We start from the raw sequence: 23,666 nt of genomic DNA, 5'->3' as shown, positions 1-23,666 counted from the left end.
TCGTTGACGGCGTGGAAACCTTGGGTGGGCAGGTAATGGTCGATGGCGCGGTTGAAGGCAGCGCGGTCTTTGGTGGGATCGATGGGTGGGTCGGGTAGGACTTTATTCATGGTGTAACTCCGAATTTTGAGTAAGGAGCCGAACCGGTCGCGACTAAACGAAGGTGGCGGCTGTACGCAGGTTAGTCGACCGGCCAAAATCGGAAACTCCGGCGCACCCAAAGGCGCCCTGCGCACAGCCACCATAAACTGCATGGACCATTGCGCCGAATTTGGAGTCCGGGCGACTAAACCCGATCACTGATGAGCAGTGACGGACCGCAGACTAGCCATCGATTCCAACAGGCACAAGGCGGCGCAGATTGTCTAGGAAACGTCCTGCAATTTAAAGCGACCCGGCTTGCTGGCCCTTTAAAAACCATGACCAAATGCCACTAACTCCAATGAAATGCGGTCCATGTGGGAGGGAGCTTGCTCCCGATGGCGGTGGTTCAGGCACTCATGCAGTGACTGACCCACCGCCATCGGGGGCAAGTCGAACCGTCGCACCGCCCCTCCCACATGGGAGAGTGGGGCTCACCGCCGACCCGCCCGCGTACTCACATCCACCCACACCGCCAGCACCAAAATGCTGCCCTTCACAATCATCTGCCAGTAACTGTCCACATCCAGCATCGACATGCCGTTATCCAGGCTGGTAATCACCAACGCCCCGAGCAGCGCGCCATACACCGTGCCCGAGCCGCCGCGCATGGAGGTGCCGCCGATAAAGCAGGCGGCGATGGCGTCGAGTTCGCCCATGTTGCCCGCCGACGGTGAACCGGCGGCGAGGCGTGCGGTGTTGACCAGGCCGGCGAGGGCGCACATCACGCCCATGATGCCGAAGATCCACAGTTTGACGGCCTGCACGTTGATGCCCGACAGGCGCGTGGCTTCCATGTTGCTGCCCACCGCATACACGCGGCGGCCGAATACGGTCTGGCTGGTGACGTAGCTGAACACGCCGAGCAGCACCAGCAACAGCAGCACCGGCACAGGGATGCCGTCGTAGCTGTTGAGGATGGTGACGAACCCGGCCAGCACCGCGCCGATCACCGCCACGCGCAGCACGTCGCGCATCAATGAGTGTGAGGCCAAGCCATGCAGTGCGCGGTTGCGCCGTTGTTTCCAGGTCAAAAACAGGGTCAGGGCAAACAGCAAAATCCCGAGGCCGATGCCCACCGCATGCGGCAGATAGCCCTGGCCCACGTACACCAGCGACGGCGACACCGGCGCGATGGTGGTGCCGCCGGTGATGCCCAGCAGAATCCCGCGAAACGCCAGCATGCCGCCCAAACCGACGATAAACGACGGGATGCGCAGGTACGCGGTCATGTAGCCGTTGGCCAAACCGATCATCAGCCCGCACAGCGCCACCAGGCTCAGGTTGGCCAGCAGCGGCAGGTGATAGACCACGTCCAGAATCGCCGCGAGCCCGCCCAACAAGCCGAGCAACGAGCCCACCGACAAATCGATCTCGCCGCTGATGATCACCAGCACCATGCCGCACGCCAGAATCCCGGTGATCGACATCTGCCGCAGCAGGTTGGACAGGTTGCGCGGGGTGAGGAAACCGCCCTCGGTCTGCCAACTGAAAAACAGCCAGATGAACGCCACGGCGATCACCAACGCGAGCATTTTGTAGCGGGTAAACAGCTGTTTGAGCTGATTCATCTAAGCGGTCTTCCGATCATTATTATTTTGGCTGAGCGCAGCGGCGAGGACCTGTTCCTGGGTGAGGCCTTCGTTGATGAAATCCCCACGCAACTGGCCGTCGCCGATCACCAGCACGCGGTTGGACACGCCGAGCACTTCGGCCAGTTCCGAGGAGACCATGATGATCGCCACGCCTTCGGCCGCCAGCGCGCCCATCAGTTTGTAGATCTCATACTTGGCGCCCACATCCACACCGCGCGTGGGCTCGTCGAGGATCAGCACCTTGGGCTTGGCCATGAGCATTTTCGCCAGCACGGCCTTTTGCTGATTGCCGCCGGACAGGCTGGTGATCGGCAAGAACGGGCTGGCGGTCTTGAGGTGCATGCGCGCGATCTGCCGGTCGATGCTGCCCAGTTCGGCCTCGGCGTCGATGCGCGTCAGGTGCGCGTAGGTGTCGAGTACCGCCAGGGTGATGTTCTGGCCCACGTCCAGGTCGGGAATGATGCCCTGGCGCTTGCGGTCCTCGGGCACCATGCACAGCCCGGCGCGGATCGATTTGAGCGGCGTGCGCGTGTCGATCAGTTGGCCGTCCAGCCAGACTTGCGCGCTGTAGCGGCCGGGGTAGGCGCCGAACAAGGCCGAGACCAGCTCCGTGCGCCCGGCGCCGACCAGCCCGGCAATGCCGAGGATTTCCCCGCGCCTGAGCACGAAGGAGATGTCGTCCACGCGTTTGCGCTTGGGGTTGTCGACGTCGTAGCAGGTGACATGGCGCGCTTCGAACATCACCTCGCCGATCTCATGAGGCTCGGTGGGGTAGAGGTTGCTCATTTCGCGCCCGACCATCTGCGTGATGATCCGGGGGATATCCATGTCGGCCATGGCGCTGGTCGCGATGTGCTGGCCGTCGCGGATCACCGTGATGGTGTCGCACACCGCCGCCACTTCATCGAGCTTGTGGGAGATATACACGCAAGCCACGCCCTTGGCCTTGAGGCCCTTGATGATCTCCAGCAGTACCTCGATTTCCGAGCGGGTCAGGGCCGAGGAGGGCTCGTCGAGGATCAGCAGGCGCGCCTGTTTATTCAGGGCCTTGGCGATTTCCACCAGTTGCTGGTAGCCACCGCCGTACTGCGACACCGGCAGCGCGACGTTCATGTCCGGCACCTTCAGCTCGCGCATCAACGCTTCGGCGCGGTGCAGCATCGCCGGGTAGTTCATGCGCCCGCCGGGCAGGGTCAGCTCGTGGCCCATGAAGATGTTCTCGGCCACCGACAGGTCCGGCACCAGGGTCAGTTCCTGGTGAATGATGACGATGCCGGCCGCCTCGGTTTCGCTGATCGACTGGGCCTTGAGCGGCTGCCCGTCCCAGAGGATTTCGCCGTCCCAGGTGCCATGGGGATAAACCGCCGACAGCACCTTCATCAAGGTGGATTTACCGGCACCGTTCTCGCCGCACAGGCCGACACATTCCCCCGGCCGCACCTTGATATCGATGCCGTTGAGCGCGTTGACACCGCCAAAGCGTTTGACGATGCCGTTCATTTGCAGCAGGTAGTGCGACATGGCGATGGCTCACACAAAAGGCCGAAGAAACGCGGTTTCCCGTAGGAGCGAGCTTGCTCGCGAAGAACCCTCAGGCAACGCGCACATCCAGGATGCCCGCGTTATCGTTGACGTTTTTCGCGGGCAAGCCCGCTCCTACAGGCCGATCTGCTCTTTGGTGTAGAAGCCGTCCTTCTCCAACAGGTCGATATTGGCCTTGGTCAGCGGGGTCGGGGTGAGCAGAATGGTGTCGACTTTCTTGCTGCCGTTGTCGTATTGCGAGCTGTAGGTGGGCTTCTCGTTGCGCGCCAGTTGCACCGAGAGCTTGGCGGCTTCGGTGGCGATCAGTTTGAGCGGCTTGTACACGGTCATGGTCTGGGTGCCGTCGATCACGCGCTTGACGGCGGCGAGGTCGGCGTCTTGCCCGGAGATCGGCACCTTGCCCGCCAGTTTCTGCGCGGCCAGGGCCTGGATCGCACCGCCAGCGGTGGCGTCGTTGGAGGCAACGATGGCATCGATCTTATTGTTGTTCCGGGTCAGGGCGTTTTCGACGATGCTCAGGGCTTCGGTCGGGTTCCATTCCTTGACCCACTGCTGGCCGACAATCTTGATGTCGCCCTTGTCGATGGCCGGTTGCAGCACTTTCATCTGGCCTTCGCGCAGGACCTTGGCATTGTTGTCGGTGGGCGCACCGCCGAGCAGGAAATAATTGCCCTTGGGCGCCGCCTGCAGCACGCCATTGGCCTGCATCTCGCCGACCTTTTCGTTATCGAAGGAGATGTAGGCGTCGATATCCGCGTTGAGGATCAGGCGGTCATACGACACCACCTTGATCCCGGCCTTCTTGGCTTCGGCGATGGCGTTGGTCAGCACGGTGGCGTTGAACGGCACGATCACGATCACGTCGACGCCGCGTGATATCAGGTTTTCGATCTGGGAAATCTGCTTTTGCTCGTTGGCATCGGCCGACTGCACAAACACCTTGGCATCGAGTTTTTCCGCCGCCGCGACGAAGTAGTCACGATCGCGGGACCAGCGTTCCAGACGCAGGTCGTCGATGGAAAAACCGATTTTCGGATGGGCCGGATCGGCCATGACCGGCAGGGCGAGCAGGGCCAGGGCAGAGGCGAGCAGGGTGCGTTTAAATGACTTCATGGTGGTGCGTCCTTTTATTGTTGTTGGAAAGACACAGCGTGATGCGGGTAGAACTGTAGAGCGTCCCTCGACGCTCTGTGCGTAGATTTGTCGCGCAAATGTCACCGCCGCCCCCTGTGTAGGAGCGAGCTTGCTCGCGAAAAACGTCAACGATGACGCGTGATGCCTGGATAAACGTGTCGAGTTCACGATTTTCGCGAGCAAGCTCGCTCCTACACAGGGGGCTGCGTGATCAGGTGTAGATAAACCGATTGACCACGCCTTCGAGCATCTCCTGCCGACCACTCACGGCCTGCGGGTTGAGCTCGTGGGCAAACGCATGTTCGGCCAGGGATTCCAGGCTGAATTCGCCCGCCAGTACCGCCTGGCCCAACGGTTGCTGCCAGCCGGCATAGCGCTGGTCCTTGAACTGCTGCAACCGATCGTTCTGCACCATCGCCGCCGCGCGTTCCAGCGCCAGGGCGAGCACATCCATGGCGGCGACGTGGCCGTGGAACAGGTCGATCTCGTCCAGGCTCTGGCGGCGCACCTTGGAATCGAAGTTGTAGCCGCCATTCTTGAAGCCGCCGGCCTTGAGGATTTCATACGTCGCGAGGGTCATCTCCTCGACGCTGTTGGGGAACTGGTCGGTGTCCCAGCCGTTCTGCGGGTCGCCGCGGTTGGCGTCGATGCTGCCGAAGATCCCGAGGGACACGGCGGTGGCGATCTCATGATGAAAGCTGTGCCCGGCCAGGGTCGCGTGGTTGGCCTCGATATTCACCTTGATCTCGTGTTCCAGGCCGTACTCATGCAGGAAGCCGAACACCGTGGCGCTGTCGTAATCGTATTGGTGCTTGGTCGGCTCCTGGGGCTTGGGTTCGATCAGCAGGTCGCCCTTGAAGCCGATCTTGTGCTTGTGCTCCACCACCATGTGCATAAAGCGCCCGAGCTGTTCGCGCTCGCGCTTGAGGTCGGTATTGAGCAGGGTTTCGTAACCTTCGCGGCCGCCCCACAGCACATAATTGGCGCCCTTGAGCCGCAGCGTGGCGTTCATCGCGCTGCACACCTGGGCGGCGGCGTAGGCGAACACCTCCGGGTCCGGGTTACTGGCGGCGCCGGCGGCAAAGCGCGGGTTGCTGAAGCAATTGGCGGTGCCCCACAGCAGTTTGACGCCGGTCTGTTCCTGGTGGCGTTCGAGGTGATCGACCATCTGCGCGAAGTGGTTACGGTATTCCTTGAGCGAGCTGCCTTCCGGCGCCACATCGGTGTCGTGAAAACTGTAGTAGTCGATGCCCAACTTGGAGAAAAACTCAAAGGCCGCCTCGGCCTTGCCGATCGCCACTTCCATCGGCTCGCCGCTGCGCTGCCACGGGCGCTTGAAGGTGCCCATGCCAAACATATCCGCGCCGGGCCAGACGAAGGTGTGCCAATAACAGGCGGCCATGCGCAGGTGTTCGCGCATCGGTTTGCCGAGGATCAGTTTGTTGGCGTCGTAGTGGCGAAAGGCGAGGGGGGCGTCGCTGGCGGGGCCTTCGAAGCGAACCTTCTCGACACCGGGGAAGTACGTCATGGCGTGTTCCTTATTGTTCTTGGCGGTGTCTGGATACTAGCAACGGCACTGGGCCCGGCGATTATGAAAATCGTCAAGGTGTAGTGCGATTTTGAGTGCTGGGGTCTAACCTGTGGCGACCGGCCTCAGGACAAAAACAATGAAAACCCTACCGCCCGTCCACCGCATCGCCTTGCTGTTCAACGGCAGCAAAATCTATGACCGCGGCATCATCACCGGCATCGGCAATTACCTGAGCAGCACCCGCGCGTCCTGGGATTTGTTCCTGGAGGAAGATTTTTTGTGCCGCCTCAAAGGCATCGAGCGCTGGCAGGGCGACGGCATCATTGCCGACTTCGACGACCCGCTGATCGGCGAGGCACTGGCCGATATCAAGCTGCCGGTGGTGGCGGTGGGCGGTTCCTATGAGGATGCGCGTGCCTACCCCAGGGGCATCCCCTACGTGGCCACCGACAACCATGCGCTGATGAAGCTGGCGTATGAGCATTTGATCGAGGCCGGACTGACCCGGTTTGCCTGTTTCAGCCTGCCGCCAGCCCAGGCCAATCGCTGGGCCCAGGAGCGCGAAAAGGCCTTCAAGCGCCTGCTGCAACGTGATGGTTTGCCGGTGGAGGTGTACCGCGGCCTGGGCACCAGCGCGCCGTTGTGGGACAGCGCGGTGGAGCAGCAGATCGCCTGGCTGCAAAGCCTGCCCAAGCCCATCGGCATCATCGCCGTCACCGACGCCCGCGCCCGGCAATTGCTGCAGGCCTGCCTCACTGCCGGTATCGCCGTGCCGGAGGAGGTGGCGCTGATCGGCATCGACAACGACCCGCTGACTCGCACCCTCACGCGGGTGCCGCTGAGTTCGGTGATCCAGGGCACGGAAACCATGGGCCGCACGGCCGCCGCGCTGCTGCATCAGATGCTGCACGGCAAACCCTGCACCGGCACGCAGATCCTGGTGCCACCGGATGCAATCAATGTGCAGGCTTCCAGCTTGCATCAGCCGTTGGGCAATCCGTATGTGATGCAGGCGCTGCTGTTCATCCGCCAGTACGCCTGCCAGGGCATCAAGACCGCCCAGGTCGCGGCGTATGTCGGTGTATCGCGTTCATCCCTGGAATCGCACTTTCGCAAGACACGCGGGTGCAGCGTGCATGACGAGATCCTGCGCTTCAAACTCGCCGCCGCCGCCAAGGGCCTGGAAAACCACGCCCTGGCGATTGCCGATGTGGCGCAGCAGTGCGGCTTCAAGTCGGCGCAGTACCTGCATACGGTGTTTCGCCGTGAGTTTGGCTGTACGCCGCGGGAATACCAGCAAGGCGCGGCCTAGAAAAAAGCCGCTTGCTCCGTGAAGAGGCAAGCGGCTTGGTCATTCACCGATCAACGAAACGCTGGCACGACCTGCTCGATAAACAGCGCCAGGGACTTTTTCTTCTCGGCATGGGGCAGGCTGTTGTCGCACCAGAAGCTGAACTCATCCACGCCCAGTTCCTGGTAGTACTTGATGCGCGGGATGATTTCTGCGGCGGTGCCGATCATCGCGGTCTTGTGCAGGCTGTCCAGCTCGAACTCCGGGCGGCCGGCGAATTTTTCTTCCGGGCTTGGCGCCAGGAAGCCATTGACCGGCACTTCCTTGTTGCCGAACCAGGCATCGAAGGTGCGATAGAACTTGGAGATCGCCTTGGCCCCGACTTTCCAGCCTTCCGGGTCGTCGGCGGCGTGTACGTGGGTGTGGCGCAGCACCATCAATTGCGGGCGCGGCACGCCGGGGTTGTTGTCGAGGGCGGTCTGGAATTTGTTTTTCAGGTCCAGGACTTCTTCGTCGCCCTTCATCAGCGGCGTGACCATCACGTTGCAGCCGTTGGCCACTGCGAAGTTGTGGGAGTCCGGGTCGCGGGCGGCGATCCACATCGGCGGGTTGGGCTTCTGTACGGGCTTGGGCACGCTGGTGGAGGTGGGGAATTTCCAGATATCGCCGTCGTGGGCGTAGTCGCCTTGCCACAACGCGCGCACCACCGGGACCATTTCGCGCAGCGCCTGGCCGCCGCTGGAAGCGGGCATGCCGCCGGCCATGCGGTCGAACTCAACCTGGTAGGCGCCACGGGCCAGGCCGACTTCCATGCGGCCGTTGCTGATCACGTCGAGCAAGGCGCATTCACCCGCCACCCGCAGCGGGTGCCAGAACGGCGCGATGATGGTGCCGGCGCCCAGGTGAATGGTGGTGGTCTTGGCCGCGAGGTAAGCCAGCAACGGCATTGGGCTTGGCGATATGGTGTATTCCATGGCGTGGTGTTCGCCAATCCAGACGGTGCTGAAGCCACCGGCTTCGGCCATCAGGGTCAATTCGGTCAAGTCTTCGAACAACTGGCGGTGGCTGATGCTCTCGTCCCAACGTTCCATGTGTACGAACAGGGAAAACTTCATGACGCTTACCTCGGATCTATTGTGATCGGCCTGTCGACCGCGGGCCCCTAAGTGCTCTCGCCGTTGTAACGCTTGCCGGGGATAACGGCTGTTCGGCGGATTGATTGTTGGTATACCATAATATGGAATATCCACAAAACTTTTCTCTCCAACGGTTACACCCCCACCTCACAAGGAAGGCGAGCCCGATGAACATAAAACAAAAACTGATCCTGGCCTTTGCGGTGGTTGCCAGCCTACCGGTGATTCTGGTGGCTGTGCTGATCATCCTCAACGTGCATGAGGTTCTTCACCGAGCCGACCGTGATCGCGTGGTCTCACGCCACTGGGAGGGGCTGACACCCCGCAATCAAACTGTGGGAGGAGGCTTGCCCCCGATAGCGGTGGGTCAGCTACAGATAAGCTGGCTGTTCCTCCGCCATCGGGGGCAAGCCCCCTCCCACATGATTGGATGTGTGGCTTAAGCCGGCATGGGCAATGCGCCCATCTTGCCGTGGCAATACACCAGTGGTCCGGCGTTCTGCTGGGGCACGATGAGGTTCTTCACCGAGCCGACCATGATCGCGTGGTCACCGCCTTCGTACTCGCGCCACAGCTCGCATTCGATCACCGCCGTGGCATTCGCCAGGATCGGATTGCCCCGCTCGCTGAGCGTCCATTCGAGGCCTTGGGCCTTGTCCTTGCCCTTGCGCGCAAAGGCATACGCTTCGGTTTGCTGGCCGCCGGAGAGCACATGGATGGCAAAGCGTTTGTTCTTGATCAACACCGGGTACGAGTCGGAGCTGTAGTTGGGGCAGAACAGCACCAGCGCCGGGTCCATCGACAACGAACTGAAAGCACTGGCGGTCAGCCCGACGATTTGCCCGTCGTCATCGAGCGTGGTGATCACGGTGACCCCGGACGGAAACGAACCCATCACTTGTTTGTAGATAGCGGCATCGATCATGGGACGGTCCTCGGCGGTGGAGCGGTTTTTATAAGCTTGTAGGTATGATGGTATACCGTAATACAAAGCATGCAACTGCTTTTTCAATCGCCCGATGAACGTCAATTCTTGGTCTTGTATCCAATAAATACTGGGGTAAAGGCGATAAATGGCTATTGGCCATGCGGCACATTAGCAGATCAGATTAGCGCCAGAGCTACGGATCAGTCGTGTGAAAAACTGGGGGGCGTGTGGCGCTGTCGGGCGTGATCCTCATCGATTGCTGCCTGGCGACGCGACAGCACACGCAGGCGGTCAGGGCGGGGCGGTTGGGGTATACCGACTGAACAGGTTTTTCTGGCGAGAGCGCGGCGTTGACCCTGGCTTACCGCGTCATCGTTAACGACCCTCGCGGGCAAGCTCCGCTCCTACGGCGACGGGGTCATCTGTAGGAGCGAGCTTGCTCGCGAAAAACCTGATGCCGCTGCGTTAATCCTGGCTTACCGCGTCATCGTTAACGTTCCTCGCGAGCAAGCTCCGCTCCTACGGTGACGGGGTCATCTGTAGGAGCGAGCTTGCTCGCGAAAAACCCGAGAGCGCCGCGTTGACCCTGGTTTTACGCGCGATCGGCAAGCCCCACCCCGCCAAACTCCTCCAACGCATCCCGCAACGCGCCGTCGAAGTAGTCCTTCGAGGCGCGGTCCCAGAGGATGTGGAACGCTGGCGCGTCCACGCTTCCCGAGTGGATGACGATCACATTGATCCGTGCCGCCGCCGTCTGCGCCACCGCTCCCGGCTTGAAGGCCGGAAAACTGAGATCGACGCCGCACAGCTTGGCCATCACTTGGGCAATCACCGCGCCGCTGAGCAGCACGCAAGCATGACTGTCCTGGCGCGGCAGCAGGTAGTGGGCGCGGTGGTCGAGTTCCCAGCGCGCTTCTTCATCGGCGATGCGCTGGCCCTGGTCCGCCGGGCTGCCCAGCAGCAGGTATTCGTTCTGTGACAGGCGCGCCACCCAGCTGCCGTCCGCCTGCGCGGTCGCTCGGTTGGGCGCGTCGGGCAGGGTGAAGCCGCGGGCCGTGAGGTACTCGGCGCTGTGTGCGCCGCGAAAGCCGACCCGGGGCAGGTCGGTCTGGTCGATCAGGCGGCAGGGCGGCGTGAGCAATTCGTGGGTTTTCAGACTGGTCATGGCTTAACCCTCCTGGCGTTGGTTGGTGGGGTCGAAGAACGGTAGCTGCACCACTTCGGCCTGGACGACGATGCCGCCTTCGACGCGAATCGGAATGCATTGCCCCGGTGTGCTCTGGTCGATCCCGGCGTAGGCCAGGCCGATGATCCGGCCCAGGCTGGCGGAGTATTCACACGAGGTGACGTTGCCGCTGATGTCCGGGCCGTTGAGCACCAGGTGGCCTTCCAGCGGCTGCACGCTGCCCTTGGGCAAGCTGAAGCCGACCAGTTTGCGTTTGAGCGGTTGGGCTTCGAGGATGTCCACCGAGCGGCGGCCGATGAAGAACGGTTTGTTGCGGCTGACGGCCCAGCTCATGTCGATTTCCGCCGGGTGGGTCATGCCGTCGGTGTCCTGGCTGATGATCACGTGGCCTTTTTCCAGGCGCAGCAGGCGCTGGGTTTCGACGCCGAAGGGGCGAATGTCGAAGGCTTTGCCGGCGGCCATCAACGCATCCCACAATGCCAGGCCATGACGTGCGGCAACGTGGATTTCATAACCCAGTTCGCCGACGAAACCGACCCGCAGCAGCCGCGCCTTGATCCCGGCCACCGTGCCCTGGCGCACGCCCAGGTAAGGGAAACCCTCGGCGCTCAGGTCGAGGTCGCTGCACAGCTGTTCCAGCACTTTGCGCGAATCCGGCCCGGCCACGTTCACCGCACAGATCGCGGCGGTGACGTTGGCCACATCCACGTCCAGGCGCCATTGCGCGTTCCACTTGATCATCTGCTGGTAGATACGGTCGACGCCGCTGGTGGTGGCGGTGACGTAGAAGTGCTTGTCGGCCAGCCGCGCGCACACGCCGTCGTCGATCACCACCCCGTGTTCATTGGTCATCAGCGCATAACGCGAACGGCCCACCGGCTGCTTGAGAAATGCGAAGGTGTACATCCGGTTGAGCAGTTCGGCGGCATCCGGGCCGCGCACGTCCAGGCCGCCGAGGGTGGACACATCGATCAGCCCGACCTTGTTGCGCACATGCAGGGCTTCGGCCTGCATGCAGGCGTCGCGGTCCTCGGCCTTGCCGTAATAGGCCGGGCGCTGCCAGATGCCGGCGGGCATCATCTTCGCCCCGGCCTGCAGGTGCCGCGCATGCATCGGCGTTTGCCGGTAGGGGTCGAAGGCGCGCCCGGCGACGTGGGCGAGTTTCTCCGCCACGAACGGCGGCCGTGCGGTGGTGACCCCGGTTTCGCTGATATTGCGCTGGGTCGCCCAGGCCACCAGGCGCGCGGTCGGCAACGCCGAGTGGCGGCCCTGGGACGGGCCCATGCCGACGGTGGAGTAGCGTTTCACCAACTGCACATCGCGGTAGCCGATGCGGGTGGCGTTGACGATATCCGCCACTTGCAGGTCTTCGTCGAAGTCGACGAAATCCTTGCCCTTGGGGTGCGGGAAGATCGGCCAGTTGAAGTTGACCTGGGCTTCGCTGCGCAGCGGGGTACGCGCTGCGGCAGGGCTCAAGCCGAGGGCGAGGGCGATGTCGTGGGCGGCGTTGCTCGCGTCCGCCAGCACATTGTCCAGTTGGTGCCGACCGTGGACCGAACCGGCCACATTCAGGTTCTGCGGCAGGCCGCTGAGGCTGAACTCCGCACGCGAGTCCTCATAGGCCAATTTGCCGCCGGCCTGGCACAGCAGTTGGTACACCGGCATATAGCCGGCCGACATGCACAGCAGGTCGCAGTCGATCACCTGCCCCTTGTCGCTGACCTGGCCCTGGGCGGTGATCTGGCGCACATCAACACCCTTCACATGGCGCAGGCCTTTTTCATGCAAGGCCTCGAACACCGTGCTGTTAGTCAGGCAACGGATCTTGCGCTGCGCCAGCGCGCCGGCCAGGGCCTGGTCGGCGGGGGCGTGGCGCAGGTCGATCACGGCGGCGACGTCCACGCCCTGGTCATGCAGGTCGAGGGCAGCGAGGTAACCGTCATCGTTGCCGGTGAGCACCACCGCGCGTTTGCCGGGCTTGACGGCGTAGAGCTTGATCAGGCGTTGCGCGGCGCTGGTCAGCATCACCCCGGGCAGGTCGTTGTTGCGAAAGATCACCGGCTGGTCGAACGAGCCGCTGCACACCAGGCACTGCTGCGCGCGCACCTTGTACAGGCGCTTGCCCTGGATCACCGGCAGGTAGTTGTCGGTGAACCAGGCGTTGCAGGTGGCCTCGGTGAGCACCTGGATATTCGCGTGTTGCTGCACCGCGCTGAGCAATTCGCGGCGCAGGCTGTCGGCGCGGGTGCCGGCGATATCGAAGCGCGCATAAGTGAGCGAACCGCCGAGGATCGGCTGCTGCTCGATCAGCAGCACCTTCGCCCCGGCATCCGCGGCGGTCAGCGCCGCCTGCAAGCCGGCGGGGCCGGCGCCGATGACGGCGAGGTCGGTGAACAGGTAGGCCTTGTCGTAGTACTCGGGCTGGAAGTTCAGGTCGAGCACGCCCAGGCCGGCTTTTTTACGGATGATCGGCTCCCACACTTTCCACATGCCCTTGGGCTTGTAGAACGAGCGGTAGTAGAAACCCACCGGCATGAATTTGGAGAACTTGCCCATATAGGCATCGCGGTCGTGGTCCAGCGTGCCGTTGACGTTCTGCGCGGTCACCGCCAGGCCGTTGCTCAGCGCGTGGGCATCGGCCAGCACGTTGGGTTCCTGGGGCAATTGCACCAGGCTGTTGGCGTCCTGGCCGGCCATGCTCAGCGGCCCGCGTGGGCGGTGGTATTTGAACGAGCGCGACATCAGAAAGCGCCCGTTGGCGAGCAGGGCGCTGGCGATGCTGTCGCCCTGCAGGCCCTGGTAGGGGTGGCCGTCGAAACTGAAATCGAGTGGCTGATCGCGTTGGATCAGCAGGCCCATGGGGGCGGGGAGGCGGTTCATCCGGCGATCTCCTGGGGGGTGTTGAAGTCGACGCGGTGGGTGAACAGTTCCTTGGGATCGAAGGTGCGCAGGATCTCGTCGGTGACGGTGTGGCGCTCGGCGAGGAACCAGTAGCTGGACGGCGTGTGCATCCACCATTCACGCACTACACCGGCGAGGTTGTCGGTGTTGAACACGTAGTCGGCCCATTCGGCGTCGCTGCAGTTGACCGGATCGGGCATGGGCTTGAACTCGCCGCCGTAGGTGAACTCGCTGATATTGCGCGGCCCGTTGAGCGGGCACATCATGATTTTCATAGTCCGCTCTCCATCAGTGACTGGCCGCCGTGGCGCCCATCTCATTGACTTGCTGGAAGGTCGAGAAACGTTCGAGGCCAAAGGGTTTGATCAGCTCCGGCACCTTGCCGCCGCTGGCGACCAACTCGGCCATGGTCTTGCCGCAGATCGGCGTGGCCTTGAAACCCCAGGTGCCCCAACCGGCGTCGAGGTAGTAATTCTTCACCGGCGACAGGCCCATGATCGGGCTGTAGTCCGGGGTCATGTCGGTGATCCCGGCCCACTGGCGCATCAACTTGGCGTTGGCCAGGAACGGGAACATCTCGATGGCATGGGCCAGCAGGCTTTCCTTGAGGTCCAGGGTCGAGCGTGTGTTGAACAGCGGGTAGGGGTCGGAACCGCCGCCGAACACCACTTCGCCGCGACTGGTTTGCTGCACGTAGCAGTGCAGGGCCGAGGAACTCACCAGCGGGTCGAGGAACGGCTTGAACGGCTGGGTGACCATGGCCTGCAGCGGGAAGGTCTGGATCGGCGAGCGGATGCCGGCCTTGGCCATCAACAGTGAGCTGTGCCCGGCAATCGCCTGCACCGCGCAGCCGCACCGGATGGTGCCGCGATTGGTTTTCACCGCGGTGATGGCGCCGTTTTCAATGATCAGGTCTTGCACTTCGGTGAGCTGATGGATTTCCACGCCGCGCTTGGCCGCCTGCTTGGCGTAGCCCCAGGCCACGGCATCGTGGCGCGCGGTGGCGCCGTCGATGTGCCAGAGCCCGGCGAGCACCGGCAGGTGGCCGGGGTCGAGGTTGAGGCTGGGCACCAGTTCGCGGATCTGCTGGCGGTCGATCATCTCGGTGCGCCCGCCGAAGTGCTTGTTGACCTCGGCGCGCTGGCGGAACGAACGCACGGTGGCGTCGGTGTGGGCCAGGGTCAGTTGGCCGCGCTCGGAGTACATGATGTTGAAATCGAATTCGTTGGACAGCGCCTGGAACATCTTCACTGACTCGGCGTAGAAGCGCACCCCTTCGCTGGTCAGGTAGTTGGAGCGGATCACCGCTGTGTTACGCGCGGTGTTGCCGCCGCCCAGATAGGACTTTTCCAGCACGGCAATGTTGCTGATGCCGTGGTACTTGGCCAGGTAGTAGGCGGTCGCCAGGCCGTGGCCGCCGGCGCCGATGATCACCACGTCGTAACTCGACTTGAGTTCTTTGGGCGGCGGCAGATCCACCTCCACCGGGTACTCCGAACTCAGCCCGTATTTCAATAGATTGAATGGCATACGGCCTCCGATTGGCTGCGTAGGGCGTGATGTTGCGCAAGGGCGGCGGTCACGGTGTTTTTCATCAGGAAGGCAATGGTCATCGGGCCGACACCGCCGGGGACCGGGGTGATGGCGGCGACGTGGGGCAGGGCGGCGTCAAAGTCGACATCGCCCACCAGGCGGCTGCGGCCGTCGTCATCGATACGGTTGATGCCGACGTCGATCACCACCGCGCCGGGTTTGAGCCAGTTGGCATCGATCAAGCGTGGGCGGCCCACGGCGGCGATCACGATGTCGGCCTGGCGGCACAGGGCCTGGGCGTTGTGGCTGCGCGAATGCAGCACCGTCACCGAGCAATCGGCCTTGAGCAGCAGCGCCGCCATGGGCTTGCCGACGATGTTCGAGCGGCCGACCACCACCGCGTGTTTACCGCGCAGGTCGCCACAGGTTTGCTCCAGCAGGTACAGGCAACCGCTGGGAGTGCAGGGCGTGAGCACGGCGCGCCCCTGGCTGAGGCCGCCGACGTTCTGGCTGTGGAAACCGTCGACGTCTTTCTGCGGCGCGATGGCTTCCAGGGCGCGCAGTTCGTCCATCTGCTTGGGCAGCGGCAATTGCAGGAGAATGCCGTGGATCGCCGGGTCGGCATTCAACTGGGCGATCAGGATCAACAGTTGTTCGGTGCTGGTGTCGCTGGGCAGCCGATGCTCCACGGAGCGGATGCCCACTTCTTCGGCGCGCAGGATCTTGTTGCGCACATACACCTGGCTGGCGGCGTCGTTGCCCACCAGGATTACCGCCAGGGCCGGTTGAATGGCTTGCTCGTGCAGGCGCGCCACGTCTTCGCGCACTTGCAGCAGTACCCGTGCGGCGGCGGCTTTGCCGTCGATCAGTTTGGGCGCGCTCACCGGAACACCACCGTTCTGTCCTGGTTGAGGAACACCCGATGCTCCAGGTGGTACTTGACCGCCTTGGACAGGGCCACGGTTTCGGTGTCGCGGCCGATGGCGACGAGGTCGTCGGGCTTGTACACGTGGTCCACGCGCTGCACTTCCTGCTCGATGATCGGGCCCTCATCCAGGTCGCTGGTCACATAATGCGCGGTGGCGCCGATCAACTTCACGCCACGCTGATAGGCCTGGTGATAGGGCTTGGCGCCTTTGAAACCGGGCAGGAACGAATGGTGGATATTGATCGCGCGCCCCGACAGTTGCCGGCACAGGTCGTCGGAGAGGATCTGCATGTAGCGCGCCAACACCACCAGTTCGGTGCGGGTGTCGTCGACGATCTTCATCAGCTCGGCTTCCTGCGCGGCTTTGGTGTCCTTGGTCACGGGCAGGTAGATAAAGCGGATGCCCTCGCGCTCGGCCATGGGCCGCAGGTCGAGGTGGTTGGAGACGATGGCGGTGATGGTCATGTCCATCTCGCCCTTGTGGTAGCGGTAGAGCAGGTCGGTGAGGCAGTGGTCGAACTTGCTCACCATCAGCAGCACGCGCATCGGCTCGCGGGTGTCGTACAGCGCCCACTGCATGTCGAAGGCCTGGGCGACGTCGGCGAAACCGGCACGGATCTGTTCCAGGTCGCCGGCGTGCCCATCGTTGAAACGGAACACGGCACGCATGAAGAAGCGACCGCTGAAGTCATCATCGAACTGCGCCATCTCCCCGATGTAGCACGCGTTGTCCGCCAGGTACGTGGTGACGGCAGCGACAATGCCGGACACCGCGGGACAAGTGACCTTGATGATGAAATGGTTTTTTTCGTGTTGCATGACACGTCCTCGGGATGATGGCGGCAGCTCATCGCATAGCGAAAAAACGTCAGAGGACAGCAGGCTCATTCCGTGAGCGCATTTTCTTGTGAGGAATAAAATATTCCTGAAGTGGCTTTATAGGGGAATGGACGCGGGGCGTCTAGGGGTTTTGGGAAAGTTTTTTAACTGAGGGGAAATTTTCTACAGGCTCAGCGGCATCGAACGCTGTTAAAAATGTGGGAGGGGGCTTGCCCCCTCCCACAATTGGATCTCTGTGCTTCAGGTGTATCGCGAGTCCGGATTATTCTTTGTCGTTGCCGTAATTCATGATCGACAGCAGGCGAATCGGCACCCGCACCAATTGCTCCGGCCCATGGGGAATCTCGCCCTCGAACGTCAGGCTGTCGCCGGCTTCCATCCGATACAGCTGATTCCCATGCCGATAAATCAGCTCCCCTTCCAACAAGTGCAGAAACTCGGTCCCAGGGTGGGCAAAGGTCGGGAACTCCTCGCTGGCGTCATCCATGCTGACCATGTACGCCTCGAAGCTCTTCTTCGGCCCCCGGGTATGGTTGAGCAGATGGTAGGTATGCCCCTTTTCCGTCCCCCGGCGCACCACTTCCATGCCTTGGTCGGCCTTGACCAGCAAGGCACTGCCGTCCTGTTGATCGTATTCGGCGAATAATTTCGATAACGGCAGCCCGAGCACATCGCACAGGCGGCTGAGGGTGTCGAGGCTGGTGGAGACCTGGGCGTTTTCGATCTTGCTCAACATGCCCTGGCTGATATCGGCAATCTTCGCCACGTCGGACAGCTTCAGGTCCTGGGCCTGGCGCTGGCGTTTGATCTGCAAACCCAAGTATTGCTCGAGTTTGAGGCGGGGGGCGGTTTCGGTGGACATAGTCATCAGATCCTGCACGCTTTCCGTTCAGTAATATTAGTTTCGCACTAGGAAAGTGCAAGCAGCGGCGCTTGGCGGCCGTGCCCAGGCACGTATTCCCACGGGGAAAACAATTTTCCCATATATACAGCACAAAAGCGCTTTCACCGGCACTTCAATCGGCCGCTCGCGAATCTGGCAAGGGTATTGCATTCCTGTGGAGAAACTAACTTTCTTTTTAGGAATAAAAAGACAGTCCAGGCCCACCCACACGGTTTTGCCTTTCGCGAGGAGTGACACGCAATGTTGCCAGCAGAAACCCAGCGCATCATCGACAAGTACGGCATCAAGTACGTGCTTGCGCAGTTTGTGGATATACACGGTGCGGCCAAGACCAAGTCGGTGCCGATTTGCGGGCTCAAAACGGTGGCCGAAGAGGGCGCCGGGTTTGCCGGGTTTGCCATCAGCGGCATGGGCATGGAACCCCACGGCCCGGACTTCATGGCGCGGGGTGACCTGTCCACGCTGACCCCGGTGCCCTGGCAGCCGGGTTACGGGCGTGTGGTGTGCGTCGGGCATGTCGACGGCAAGCCCCATCCCTTTGATAGCCGCTACGTGCTGCAGCAGCAGGTGCAGCGCCTGCAGGACAAGGGCTGGACGCTGAACACCGGCCTGGAACCCGAATTCAACCTGATGCGCCGCGACGAGCAGGGCAAGCTGCAACTGGTCGACCCCAGCGACAACCTCGACAAGCCCTGCTACGACTACAAGGGCCTGTCGCGCTCGCGGGTATTCCTGGAGCGCCTGACCGAAGCCTTGCAGGCGGTGGATTTCGAGGTCTATCAGATCGACCACGAAGACGCCAACGGCCAGTTCGAGATCAACTACACCTACAGCGACGCCCTGACCTCGGCCGACCGTTTCACCTTCTTCCGCATGGCTGCCGGCGAGATCGCCAATGACCTGGGCATGATCTGTTCCTTCATGCCCAAGCCCGACCCGAAGCGCGCCGGCAACGGCATGCACTTTCATCTGTCGATCAGCAGCGCCGAGAACAAGAACCTGTTCCACGACGCCAGCGACCCGAGCGGCATGGGCCTGTCGAAGCTGGCCTATCACTTCGCCGCCGGCCTGCTCGCCCATGGCCCGGCGCTGTGTGCGTTCGCCGCGCCCACCGTCAACTCCTACAAGCGCCTGGTGGTGGGCCACTCGCTGTCCGGCGCCACCTGGGCCCCGGCCTTTATCGCGTTTGGCGCCAACAACCGTTCGGCCATGGTGCGCGTGCCTTACGGCCGCCTGGAGTTCCGCCTGCCGGATGCCGGCTGCAACCCTTACCTGGTCAGCGCCGCGATCATCGCGGCGGGCCTGGACGGTATCGATCGCCAGCTGGAAATCGACCACGTCTGCAATGAAAACCTCTACAGCCTGAGCCTGGAACAGATCGCCGAGCGCGGCATCAAGACCTTGCCGCAATCCCTCAAGGAAGCCTGCGACGCGCTGGAAGCCGACCCGCTGTTCGCCGAGGTGCTCGGCCCGCAGATCGTGGGTGAGTTCATCAAACTCAAGCGCATGGAGTGGGTGGAATACAGCCGCCATGTGAGCGACTGGGAAGTCCAGCGCTATACCGAATTTTTCTGACACCGTGTGACGGAGACTTGATATGTGTGGAATCGTAGGTCTGTACCTGAAAAACCCCCGGCTGGAACCCCAACTCGGCCAGCTGTTTGAACCGATGTTGCAGGCTATGACCGACCGTGGCCCGGACAGTGCGGGCTTTGCCATCTACGGTGATGAAGTCGCCGACGGCTGGGTCAAGCTGACCCTGCAAGCGACCACCGAGGCCTTCGACTGGAAAGCCCTGATGGGCGAGCTGGAAGGGCGCCTGGGCTGTTCGCTGGACTGGTTTCAGAACGCCAGCGCCGCCGTGTTGAAGGTCCACGCCGACGAAGCCCCGGTACGCCTGGCCCTGGCCGAACTGGCGCCGAGCGTGCGCGTCATGAGCGCCGGGCAGAGCATCGAGATCCTCAAGGGCATGGGCCTGCCCCAGGAGATTTCCCAGCGCTTCGGCCTGGCGAGCATGCAGGGCAGCCACATCATCGGCCACACCCGTATGGCCACCGAAAGCGCGGTGACCATGGAAGGCAGCCACCCGTTTTCCACCGGTGCCGACCTGTGCCTGGTGCATAACGGTTCGCTGTCGAACCACTTCCGCCTGCGCCAGGAACTCAAGCGCGAAGGCATCCATTTCGAAACCGACAACGACACCGAAGTCGCCGCCGGCTACCTGACCTGGCGCCTGCAACAGGGCGACTCGCTCAAAGACGCGCTGGACCACGCCCTGGAAGACCTCGACGGCTTCTTCACCTTCGCCATCGGCACGCGCAACGGTTTTGCGGTGATCCGCGATCCGATCGCGTGCAAGCCGGCGATCCTCGCCGAGACCGACGACTACGTCGCCATGGCCTCCGAGTACCAGGCGCTGTCGAGCCTGCCAGGCATCGAGAATGCCCGCATCTGGGAGCCCGCACCGGCCACTTTGTACATCTGGGAACGCCAGTCAGCTTAAGGAGCGCACACATGAAAACCATCGACCTTTCCACCGCCACCGTGCGTGACCTCAACCAGGCGCTGCACGCCCAGGCCATCGACAACGAGTGGCGCGTCACCCACTCCAACGGCAAGCACAACCTTGCGGTGGGGGTGAATCAGGCGGTGTCCATCGATATCGAAGGCCACGCCGGCTACTACTGCGCGGGCATGAACCAACAGGCGTCGATCACCGTACACGGCAACGTCGGCGTGGGCTGCGCCGAGAACATGATGTCTGGTTCGGTGCGCGTAAAAGGCAGCGCGTCCCAGGCGGCCGGGGCCACGGCCCATGGCGGCTTGCTGGTGATCGAAGGCGACGCGGGGGCGCGTTGCGGGATTTCCATGAAAGGCATCGACATCGTGGTCGGCGGCAGCATCGGCCACATGAGCTGCTTCATGGGCCAGGCCGGGCGTCTGGTCGTCTGCGGCGATGCCGGCGATGCGCTGGGCGATTCGCTGTACGAGACCCACATCTACGTGAAGGGCACGGTCGAGTCGCTGGGCTCCGATTGCGTCGAAAAAGAGATGCGCAGCGAGCACCTGCAAGAGCTGCAGGAGCTGCTCGATCGCGCCGGTTTCGCCCACCGCGCGGCGGATTTCAAGCGCTACGGCTCGGCCCGCCAGCTGTACAACTTCAAAGTCGATAACGCCTCCGCGTACTGAACCAGGAGCTACACCATGAGTGAAAAAAACCCTCCAGTGTTGCGCGAGTCGGCCACCTTCGACCGCCTGACCATCCAGGAAATCCAGCGTGCCGCCGAAACCGGCATCTACGACATTCGCGGCGGCGGTACCAAGCGCAAGTTGCCGCACTTCGATGACTTGCTGCTGCTGGGCGCCAGCGTGTCGCGTTACCCGCTGGAAGGCTATCGCGAGAAGTGCGGCACCGATGTGATCCTCGGCAACCGCTTCGCCAAGAAGCCGATCTACCTGAAGATCCCGGTGACCATCGCCGGCATGAGTTTCGGTGCGTTGTCGGCCAACGCCAAGGAAGCCCTGGGCCGTGGTGCGAGTATCGCCGGCACCAGCACCACCACCGGTGACGGCGGCATGACCCCGGAAGAGCGCGGCCAGTCCCGGCACCTGGTGTACCAGTACCTGCCGTCGCGCTACGGCATGAACCCCGATGACCTGCGCAAGGCCGACGCCATCGAGATCGTCCTCGGCCAGGGCGCCAAGCCCGGCGGTGGCGGCATGTTGCTGGGCATGAAGGTCACCGAACGCGTGGCCGGCATGCGTACCTTGCCGATCGGCGTGGACCAGCGCAGCGCCTGCCGCCACCCGGACTGGACCGGCCCGGACGACCTGGCGATCAAGATTGCCGAGTTGCGCGAAATCACCGATTGGGAAAAACCGATCTACGTGAAAATCGGCGCCAGCCGGCCGTATTACGACGTGAAGCTGGCGGTCAAGGCCGGTGCCGACGTGATCGTACTCGACGGCATGCAGGGTGGCACCGCGGCGACCCAGGAAGTGTTCATCGAACACGTCGGTATCCCGATTTTGTCGGCGATCCCGCAAGCGGTACAGGCTTTGCAAGAGATGGGCATGCACCGCAAGGTCCAGTTGATTGTGTCGGGCGGGATTCGCAACGGCGCCGATGTGGCCAAGGCCATGGCGATGGGCGCGGATGCGGTGGCCATCGGCACGGCGGCGTTGATTGCCCTGGGCGACAACCACCCACGGCTGGACGCGGAACTGAAAAAGATCGGCTCGGCCGCCGGCTTCTACGACGACTGGCAGAACGGCCGCGACCCGGCCGGCATCACCACCCAGGACCCGGAGCTGTCGAAACGCCTGGACCCGGTGGAAGGCGGGCGTCGTTTGGCCAACTACCTGCGGGTGATGGTGCTGGAAGCCCAGACCATGGCCCGTGCGTGCGGCAAGTCGCACCTGCACAACCTCGACCCCGAGGACCTGGTGGCGCTGACGGTGGAGTCGGCCGCCATGGCCCGGGTGCCGTTGGCGGGGACCCGTTGGATACCGGGTTCCGGTTACTGAGTGACGAGCCGGCTTGCCGGCTGCTACGGCGTTCCACCCCTGTAGGAGCGAGCCTGCTCGCGAAGGTCGTTAACGATAACGCGGGCATCCTGGATGACCGCGTTGCCTGGACGTTTTTCGCGAGCAAGAACTAGGCGTCCCCCTCGCTCCTACATGCATCTCCCCTATCTTTTGCAGGAGCTTTGAACATGATCAATCGTCTTCTCGGCAAATCCCTCTTCGGCTTATTGGCCGCCAGTGCCTTCGCCCCCTTGGCGCAGGCCGCCGATGCGCCCACCTTGAACACCGGCAGCACCGCCTGGATGGTCACCGCCGCGGTGCTGGTGCTGTTCATGTGCCTGCCGGGGCTTGCGCTGTTCTACGGCGGGCTGGTCCGGGCGAAAAACATGCTCTCGCTGTTCACCCAGTGTTTTGGCGTCGCCGGGCTGGTGGGCGTGCTGTGGGTGATCTACGGCTACAGCATGGTGGTGGACACCACGGGCATGGTCGAAGGGCAGGTGACCTTCAACAGTTTTGTCGGCGGCCTGAGCCGCGCGTTCCTGGCGGGCATGACCCCCGAGAGCCTGGTGGGGGATATTCCGGAAGGCGTGTTTGTGACCTTCCAGATGACCTTCGCGATCATCACCCCGGCGCTGATCGCCGGCGCCTTCGCCGAACGCATGAAGTTCTCGGCGGCGCTGCTGTTCATGGCCATCTGGTTCACCCTGGTGTATGCCCCGGTGGCGCATATGGTCTGGGGCGGTTCGGGGGCCTTGATGCATAACTGGGGCGTGCTCGACTTTGCCGGTGGCACTGCCGTACACATCAACGCCGGTGTGGCCGCGCTCGCCGCATGCCTGATCCTCGGCAAGCGCAAGGGCTACCAGAACACGCCGATGCCCGCGCATAACCTGAGCCTGACCATGGCCGGTGCGGCGATGCTCTGGGTCGGCTGGTTCGGCTTCAATATCGGCTCCGGCGGCGGCCTCAACGGCACCTCGGGGATTGTCATGCTCAACACCCAACTGGGCGCTTGTGCGGGGATTCTCGGCTGGATGTTCACCGAGTGGTTCAAGGTCGGCAAACCCAGCGCCCTGGGCCTGGCCAGCGGTGCATTGGCCGGTCTGGTGGGGATCACCCCGGCGTGCGCCTATGTCGGCGTCGGCGGCGCGTTGGCCATCGGCTTGCTGTGCGGGGTGTTCTGCTACTTGAGCGTGACCGTGTTGAAGCGGCGCTTCGGCTACGACGACAGCCTCGACGTATTCGGCCTGCACGGCATCGGCGGCATGATCGGCGCGGTGCTCACCGGGGTGTTCTGCGTGCCGTCCATGGGCGGCCTGGTGGAAGGCGTGACCATGGGCGGCCAAGTCGTCGCCCAGATCAAGGGGGTGTTGCTGACCACGGTGTACTGCTTCGTGGTCAGTTGGATCATCCTCAAGGTGGTCAATGCCCTGGTCGGCCTGCGTGCCCATGAGTCGGTGGAAGAAATGGGCCTGGACCTGGCCGAGCACAACGAGCGCGCCTACAACCACTAACGGCCCACTGTAGGAGCGAGCTTGCTCGCGAAGAT

At 62.8% G+C, this 23,666-nt stretch carries 20 protein-coding genes and 1 pseudogene; 7 read left to right on the top strand and 14 right to left on the bottom strand.

The annotated features are described in order from the left end of the window. The 5 genes and pseudogenes from AC07W0_RS17600 to xylA form a co-directional block, all read right to left on the bottom strand. Nucleotides 1-110 (bottom strand): annotated as a pseudogene (locus AC07W0_RS17600) (DUF6124 family protein); the annotation flags it as partial. 465 nt (nucleotides 111-575) lie between these two features. Further along, complete coding sequence (locus AC07W0_RS17595; protein WP_102618276.1) at nucleotides 576-1,712, bottom strand: sugar ABC transporter permease; 1,137 nt, start codon at nucleotides 1,710-1,712, stop codon at nucleotides 576-578. Then, nucleotides 1,713-3,257 (bottom strand): D-xylose ABC transporter ATP-binding protein, encoded by a 1,545-nt coding sequence (gene xylG / locus AC07W0_RS17590; RefSeq protein ID WP_102618275.1) that lies wholly within the window; start codon nucleotides 3,255-3,257, stop codon nucleotides 1,713-1,715. It abuts the gene before it with no gap. Nucleotides 3,258-3,392: 135 nt separating this feature from the next. Further along, nucleotides 3,393-4,391, bottom strand: coding sequence for a D-xylose ABC transporter substrate-binding protein (gene xylF, locus AC07W0_RS17585; RefSeq protein WP_017847900.1), 999 nt, complete (start codon nucleotides 4,389-4,391; stop codon nucleotides 3,393-3,395). A gap of 232 nt (nucleotides 4,392-4,623) precedes the next feature. Beyond that, nucleotides 4,624-5,940 (bottom strand): xylose isomerase, encoded by a 1,317-nt coding sequence (gene xylA, locus AC07W0_RS17580; RefSeq protein WP_046383928.1) that lies wholly within the window; start codon nucleotides 5,938-5,940, stop codon nucleotides 4,624-4,626. Nucleotides 5,941-6,079: 139 nt separating this feature from the next. On the opposite strand from xylA, the gene AC07W0_RS17575 reads away from it, so the two are divergent. Continuing rightward, nucleotides 6,080-7,255 carry a XylR family transcriptional regulator gene (locus AC07W0_RS17575; RefSeq protein WP_046383927.1) on the top strand — a complete coding sequence of 392 codons (1,176 nt, stop codon included), beginning with the start codon at nucleotides 6,080-6,082 and terminating at the stop codon, nucleotides 7,253-7,255. Between the two features lie 50 nt (nucleotides 7,256-7,305). Here AC07W0_RS17575 and AC07W0_RS17570 read toward each other — a convergent pair whose 3' ends face one another. Then, entirely contained in the window at nucleotides 7,306-8,349 is a 1,044-nt protein-coding gene (locus AC07W0_RS17570; RefSeq protein ID WP_046383926.1) for an LLM class flavin-dependent oxidoreductase, read from the bottom strand. Nucleotides 8,350-8,537: 188 nt separating this feature from the next. On the opposite strand from AC07W0_RS17570, the gene AC07W0_RS17565 reads away from it, so the two are divergent. Then, nucleotides 8,538-8,813 (top strand): hypothetical protein, encoded by a 276-nt coding sequence (locus AC07W0_RS17565; RefSeq protein ID WP_102618274.1) that lies wholly within the window; start codon nucleotides 8,538-8,540, stop codon nucleotides 8,811-8,813. Here AC07W0_RS17565 and AC07W0_RS17560 read toward each other — a convergent pair. The 8 genes from AC07W0_RS17560 to AC07W0_RS17525 all read right to left on the bottom strand — a co-directional run bounded on the left by AC07W0_RS17560 (nucleotide 8,810) and on the right by AC07W0_RS17525 (nucleotide 17,548). Next, nucleotides 8,810-9,295 (bottom strand): flavin reductase family protein, encoded by a 486-nt coding sequence (locus AC07W0_RS17560; protein ID WP_046383924.1) that lies wholly within the window; start codon nucleotides 9,293-9,295, stop codon nucleotides 8,810-8,812. The two genes, AC07W0_RS17565 and AC07W0_RS17560, sit on opposite strands and share 4 nt — an antisense overlap. A gap of 595 nt (nucleotides 9,296-9,890) precedes the next feature. Then, a complete protein-coding gene (locus AC07W0_RS17555) occupies nucleotides 9,891-10,463 on the bottom strand; it encodes a sarcosine oxidase subunit gamma (protein ID WP_102618273.1) in 573 nt (190 codons plus the stop codon). 3 nt (nucleotides 10,464-10,466) lie between these two features. Beyond that, a complete protein-coding gene (locus AC07W0_RS17550) occupies nucleotides 10,467-13,364 on the bottom strand; it encodes a 2Fe-2S iron-sulfur cluster-binding protein (RefSeq protein WP_102618272.1) in 2,898 nt (965 codons plus the stop codon). Continuing rightward, nucleotides 13,361-13,660 carry a sarcosine oxidase subunit delta gene (locus AC07W0_RS17545; protein ID WP_057005905.1) on the bottom strand — a complete coding sequence of 100 codons (300 nt, stop codon included), beginning with the start codon at nucleotides 13,658-13,660 and terminating at the stop codon, nucleotides 13,361-13,363. The genes AC07W0_RS17550 and AC07W0_RS17545 overlap by 4 nt, the downstream gene beginning before the upstream one ends. A gap of 13 nt (nucleotides 13,661-13,673) precedes the next feature. After that, nucleotides 13,674-14,915 (bottom strand): FAD-dependent oxidoreductase, encoded by a 1,242-nt coding sequence (locus tag AC07W0_RS17540; RefSeq protein WP_046383920.1) that lies wholly within the window; start codon nucleotides 14,913-14,915, stop codon nucleotides 13,674-13,676. After that, a complete protein-coding gene (gene folD, locus AC07W0_RS17535) occupies nucleotides 14,897-15,802 on the bottom strand; it encodes a bifunctional methylenetetrahydrofolate dehydrogenase/methenyltetrahydrofolate cyclohydrolase FolD (RefSeq protein ID WP_102618271.1) in 906 nt (301 codons plus the stop codon). Before folD ends, AC07W0_RS17540 begins: the two co-directional genes overlap by 19 nt. After that, nucleotides 15,799-16,665: a formyltetrahydrofolate deformylase gene (gene purU / locus AC07W0_RS17530; RefSeq protein ID WP_046383918.1), complete on the bottom strand. Its 867-nt coding sequence runs from the start codon at nucleotides 16,663-16,665 to the stop codon at nucleotides 15,799-15,801. Before purU ends, folD begins: the two co-directional genes overlap by 4 nt. 283 nt (nucleotides 16,666-16,948) lie before the next feature. Further along, nucleotides 16,949-17,548 carry a helix-turn-helix domain-containing protein gene (locus AC07W0_RS17525; protein WP_078834999.1) on the bottom strand — a complete coding sequence of 200 codons (600 nt, stop codon included), beginning with the start codon at nucleotides 17,546-17,548 and terminating at the stop codon, nucleotides 16,949-16,951. A 282-nt stretch (nucleotides 17,549-17,830) separates the two neighbouring features. Between AC07W0_RS17525 and glnT the strand changes: the two genes are divergently transcribed. The 5 genes from glnT to AC07W0_RS17500 all read left to right on the top strand — a co-directional run bounded on the left by glnT (nucleotide 17,831) and on the right by AC07W0_RS17500 (nucleotide 23,631). After that, entirely contained in the window at nucleotides 17,831-19,165 is a 1,335-nt protein-coding gene (gene glnT, locus AC07W0_RS17520; RefSeq protein WP_057005902.1) for a type III glutamate--ammonia ligase, read from the top strand. 22 nt (nucleotides 19,166-19,187) lie between these two features. Further along, complete coding sequence (locus AC07W0_RS17515) at nucleotides 19,188-20,093, top strand: class II glutamine amidotransferase (protein ID WP_046383915.1); 906 nt, start codon at nucleotides 19,188-19,190, stop codon at nucleotides 20,091-20,093. A gap of 11 nt (nucleotides 20,094-20,104) precedes the next feature. Continuing rightward, the gene (locus AC07W0_RS17510) at nucleotides 20,105-20,779 is read left to right on the top strand and encodes a GltB/FmdC/FwdC-like GXGXG domain-containing protein (protein ID WP_046383914.1); all 675 of its coding nucleotides are present in this window, start codon (nucleotides 20,105-20,107) and stop codon (nucleotides 20,777-20,779) included. A 15-nt stretch (nucleotides 20,780-20,794) separates the two neighbouring features. Next, nucleotides 20,795-22,117, top strand: a complete 1,323-nt coding sequence (locus tag AC07W0_RS17505; RefSeq protein ID WP_102618270.1) for an FMN-binding glutamate synthase family protein — start codon at nucleotides 20,795-20,797, stop codon at nucleotides 22,115-22,117. 188 nt (nucleotides 22,118-22,305) lie between these two features. Continuing rightward, complete coding sequence (locus tag AC07W0_RS17500) at nucleotides 22,306-23,631, top strand: ammonium transporter (RefSeq protein ID WP_102618269.1); 1,326 nt, start codon at nucleotides 22,306-22,308, stop codon at nucleotides 23,629-23,631. Nucleotides 23,632-23,666: the final 35 nt, after the last annotated feature.

This window comes from Pseudomonas sp. GW704-F2, from assembly GCF_059423025.1.
Note: the sequence above shows the minus strand (reverse complement) of the source record. Positions and strands in the feature narration are given on the sequence as shown.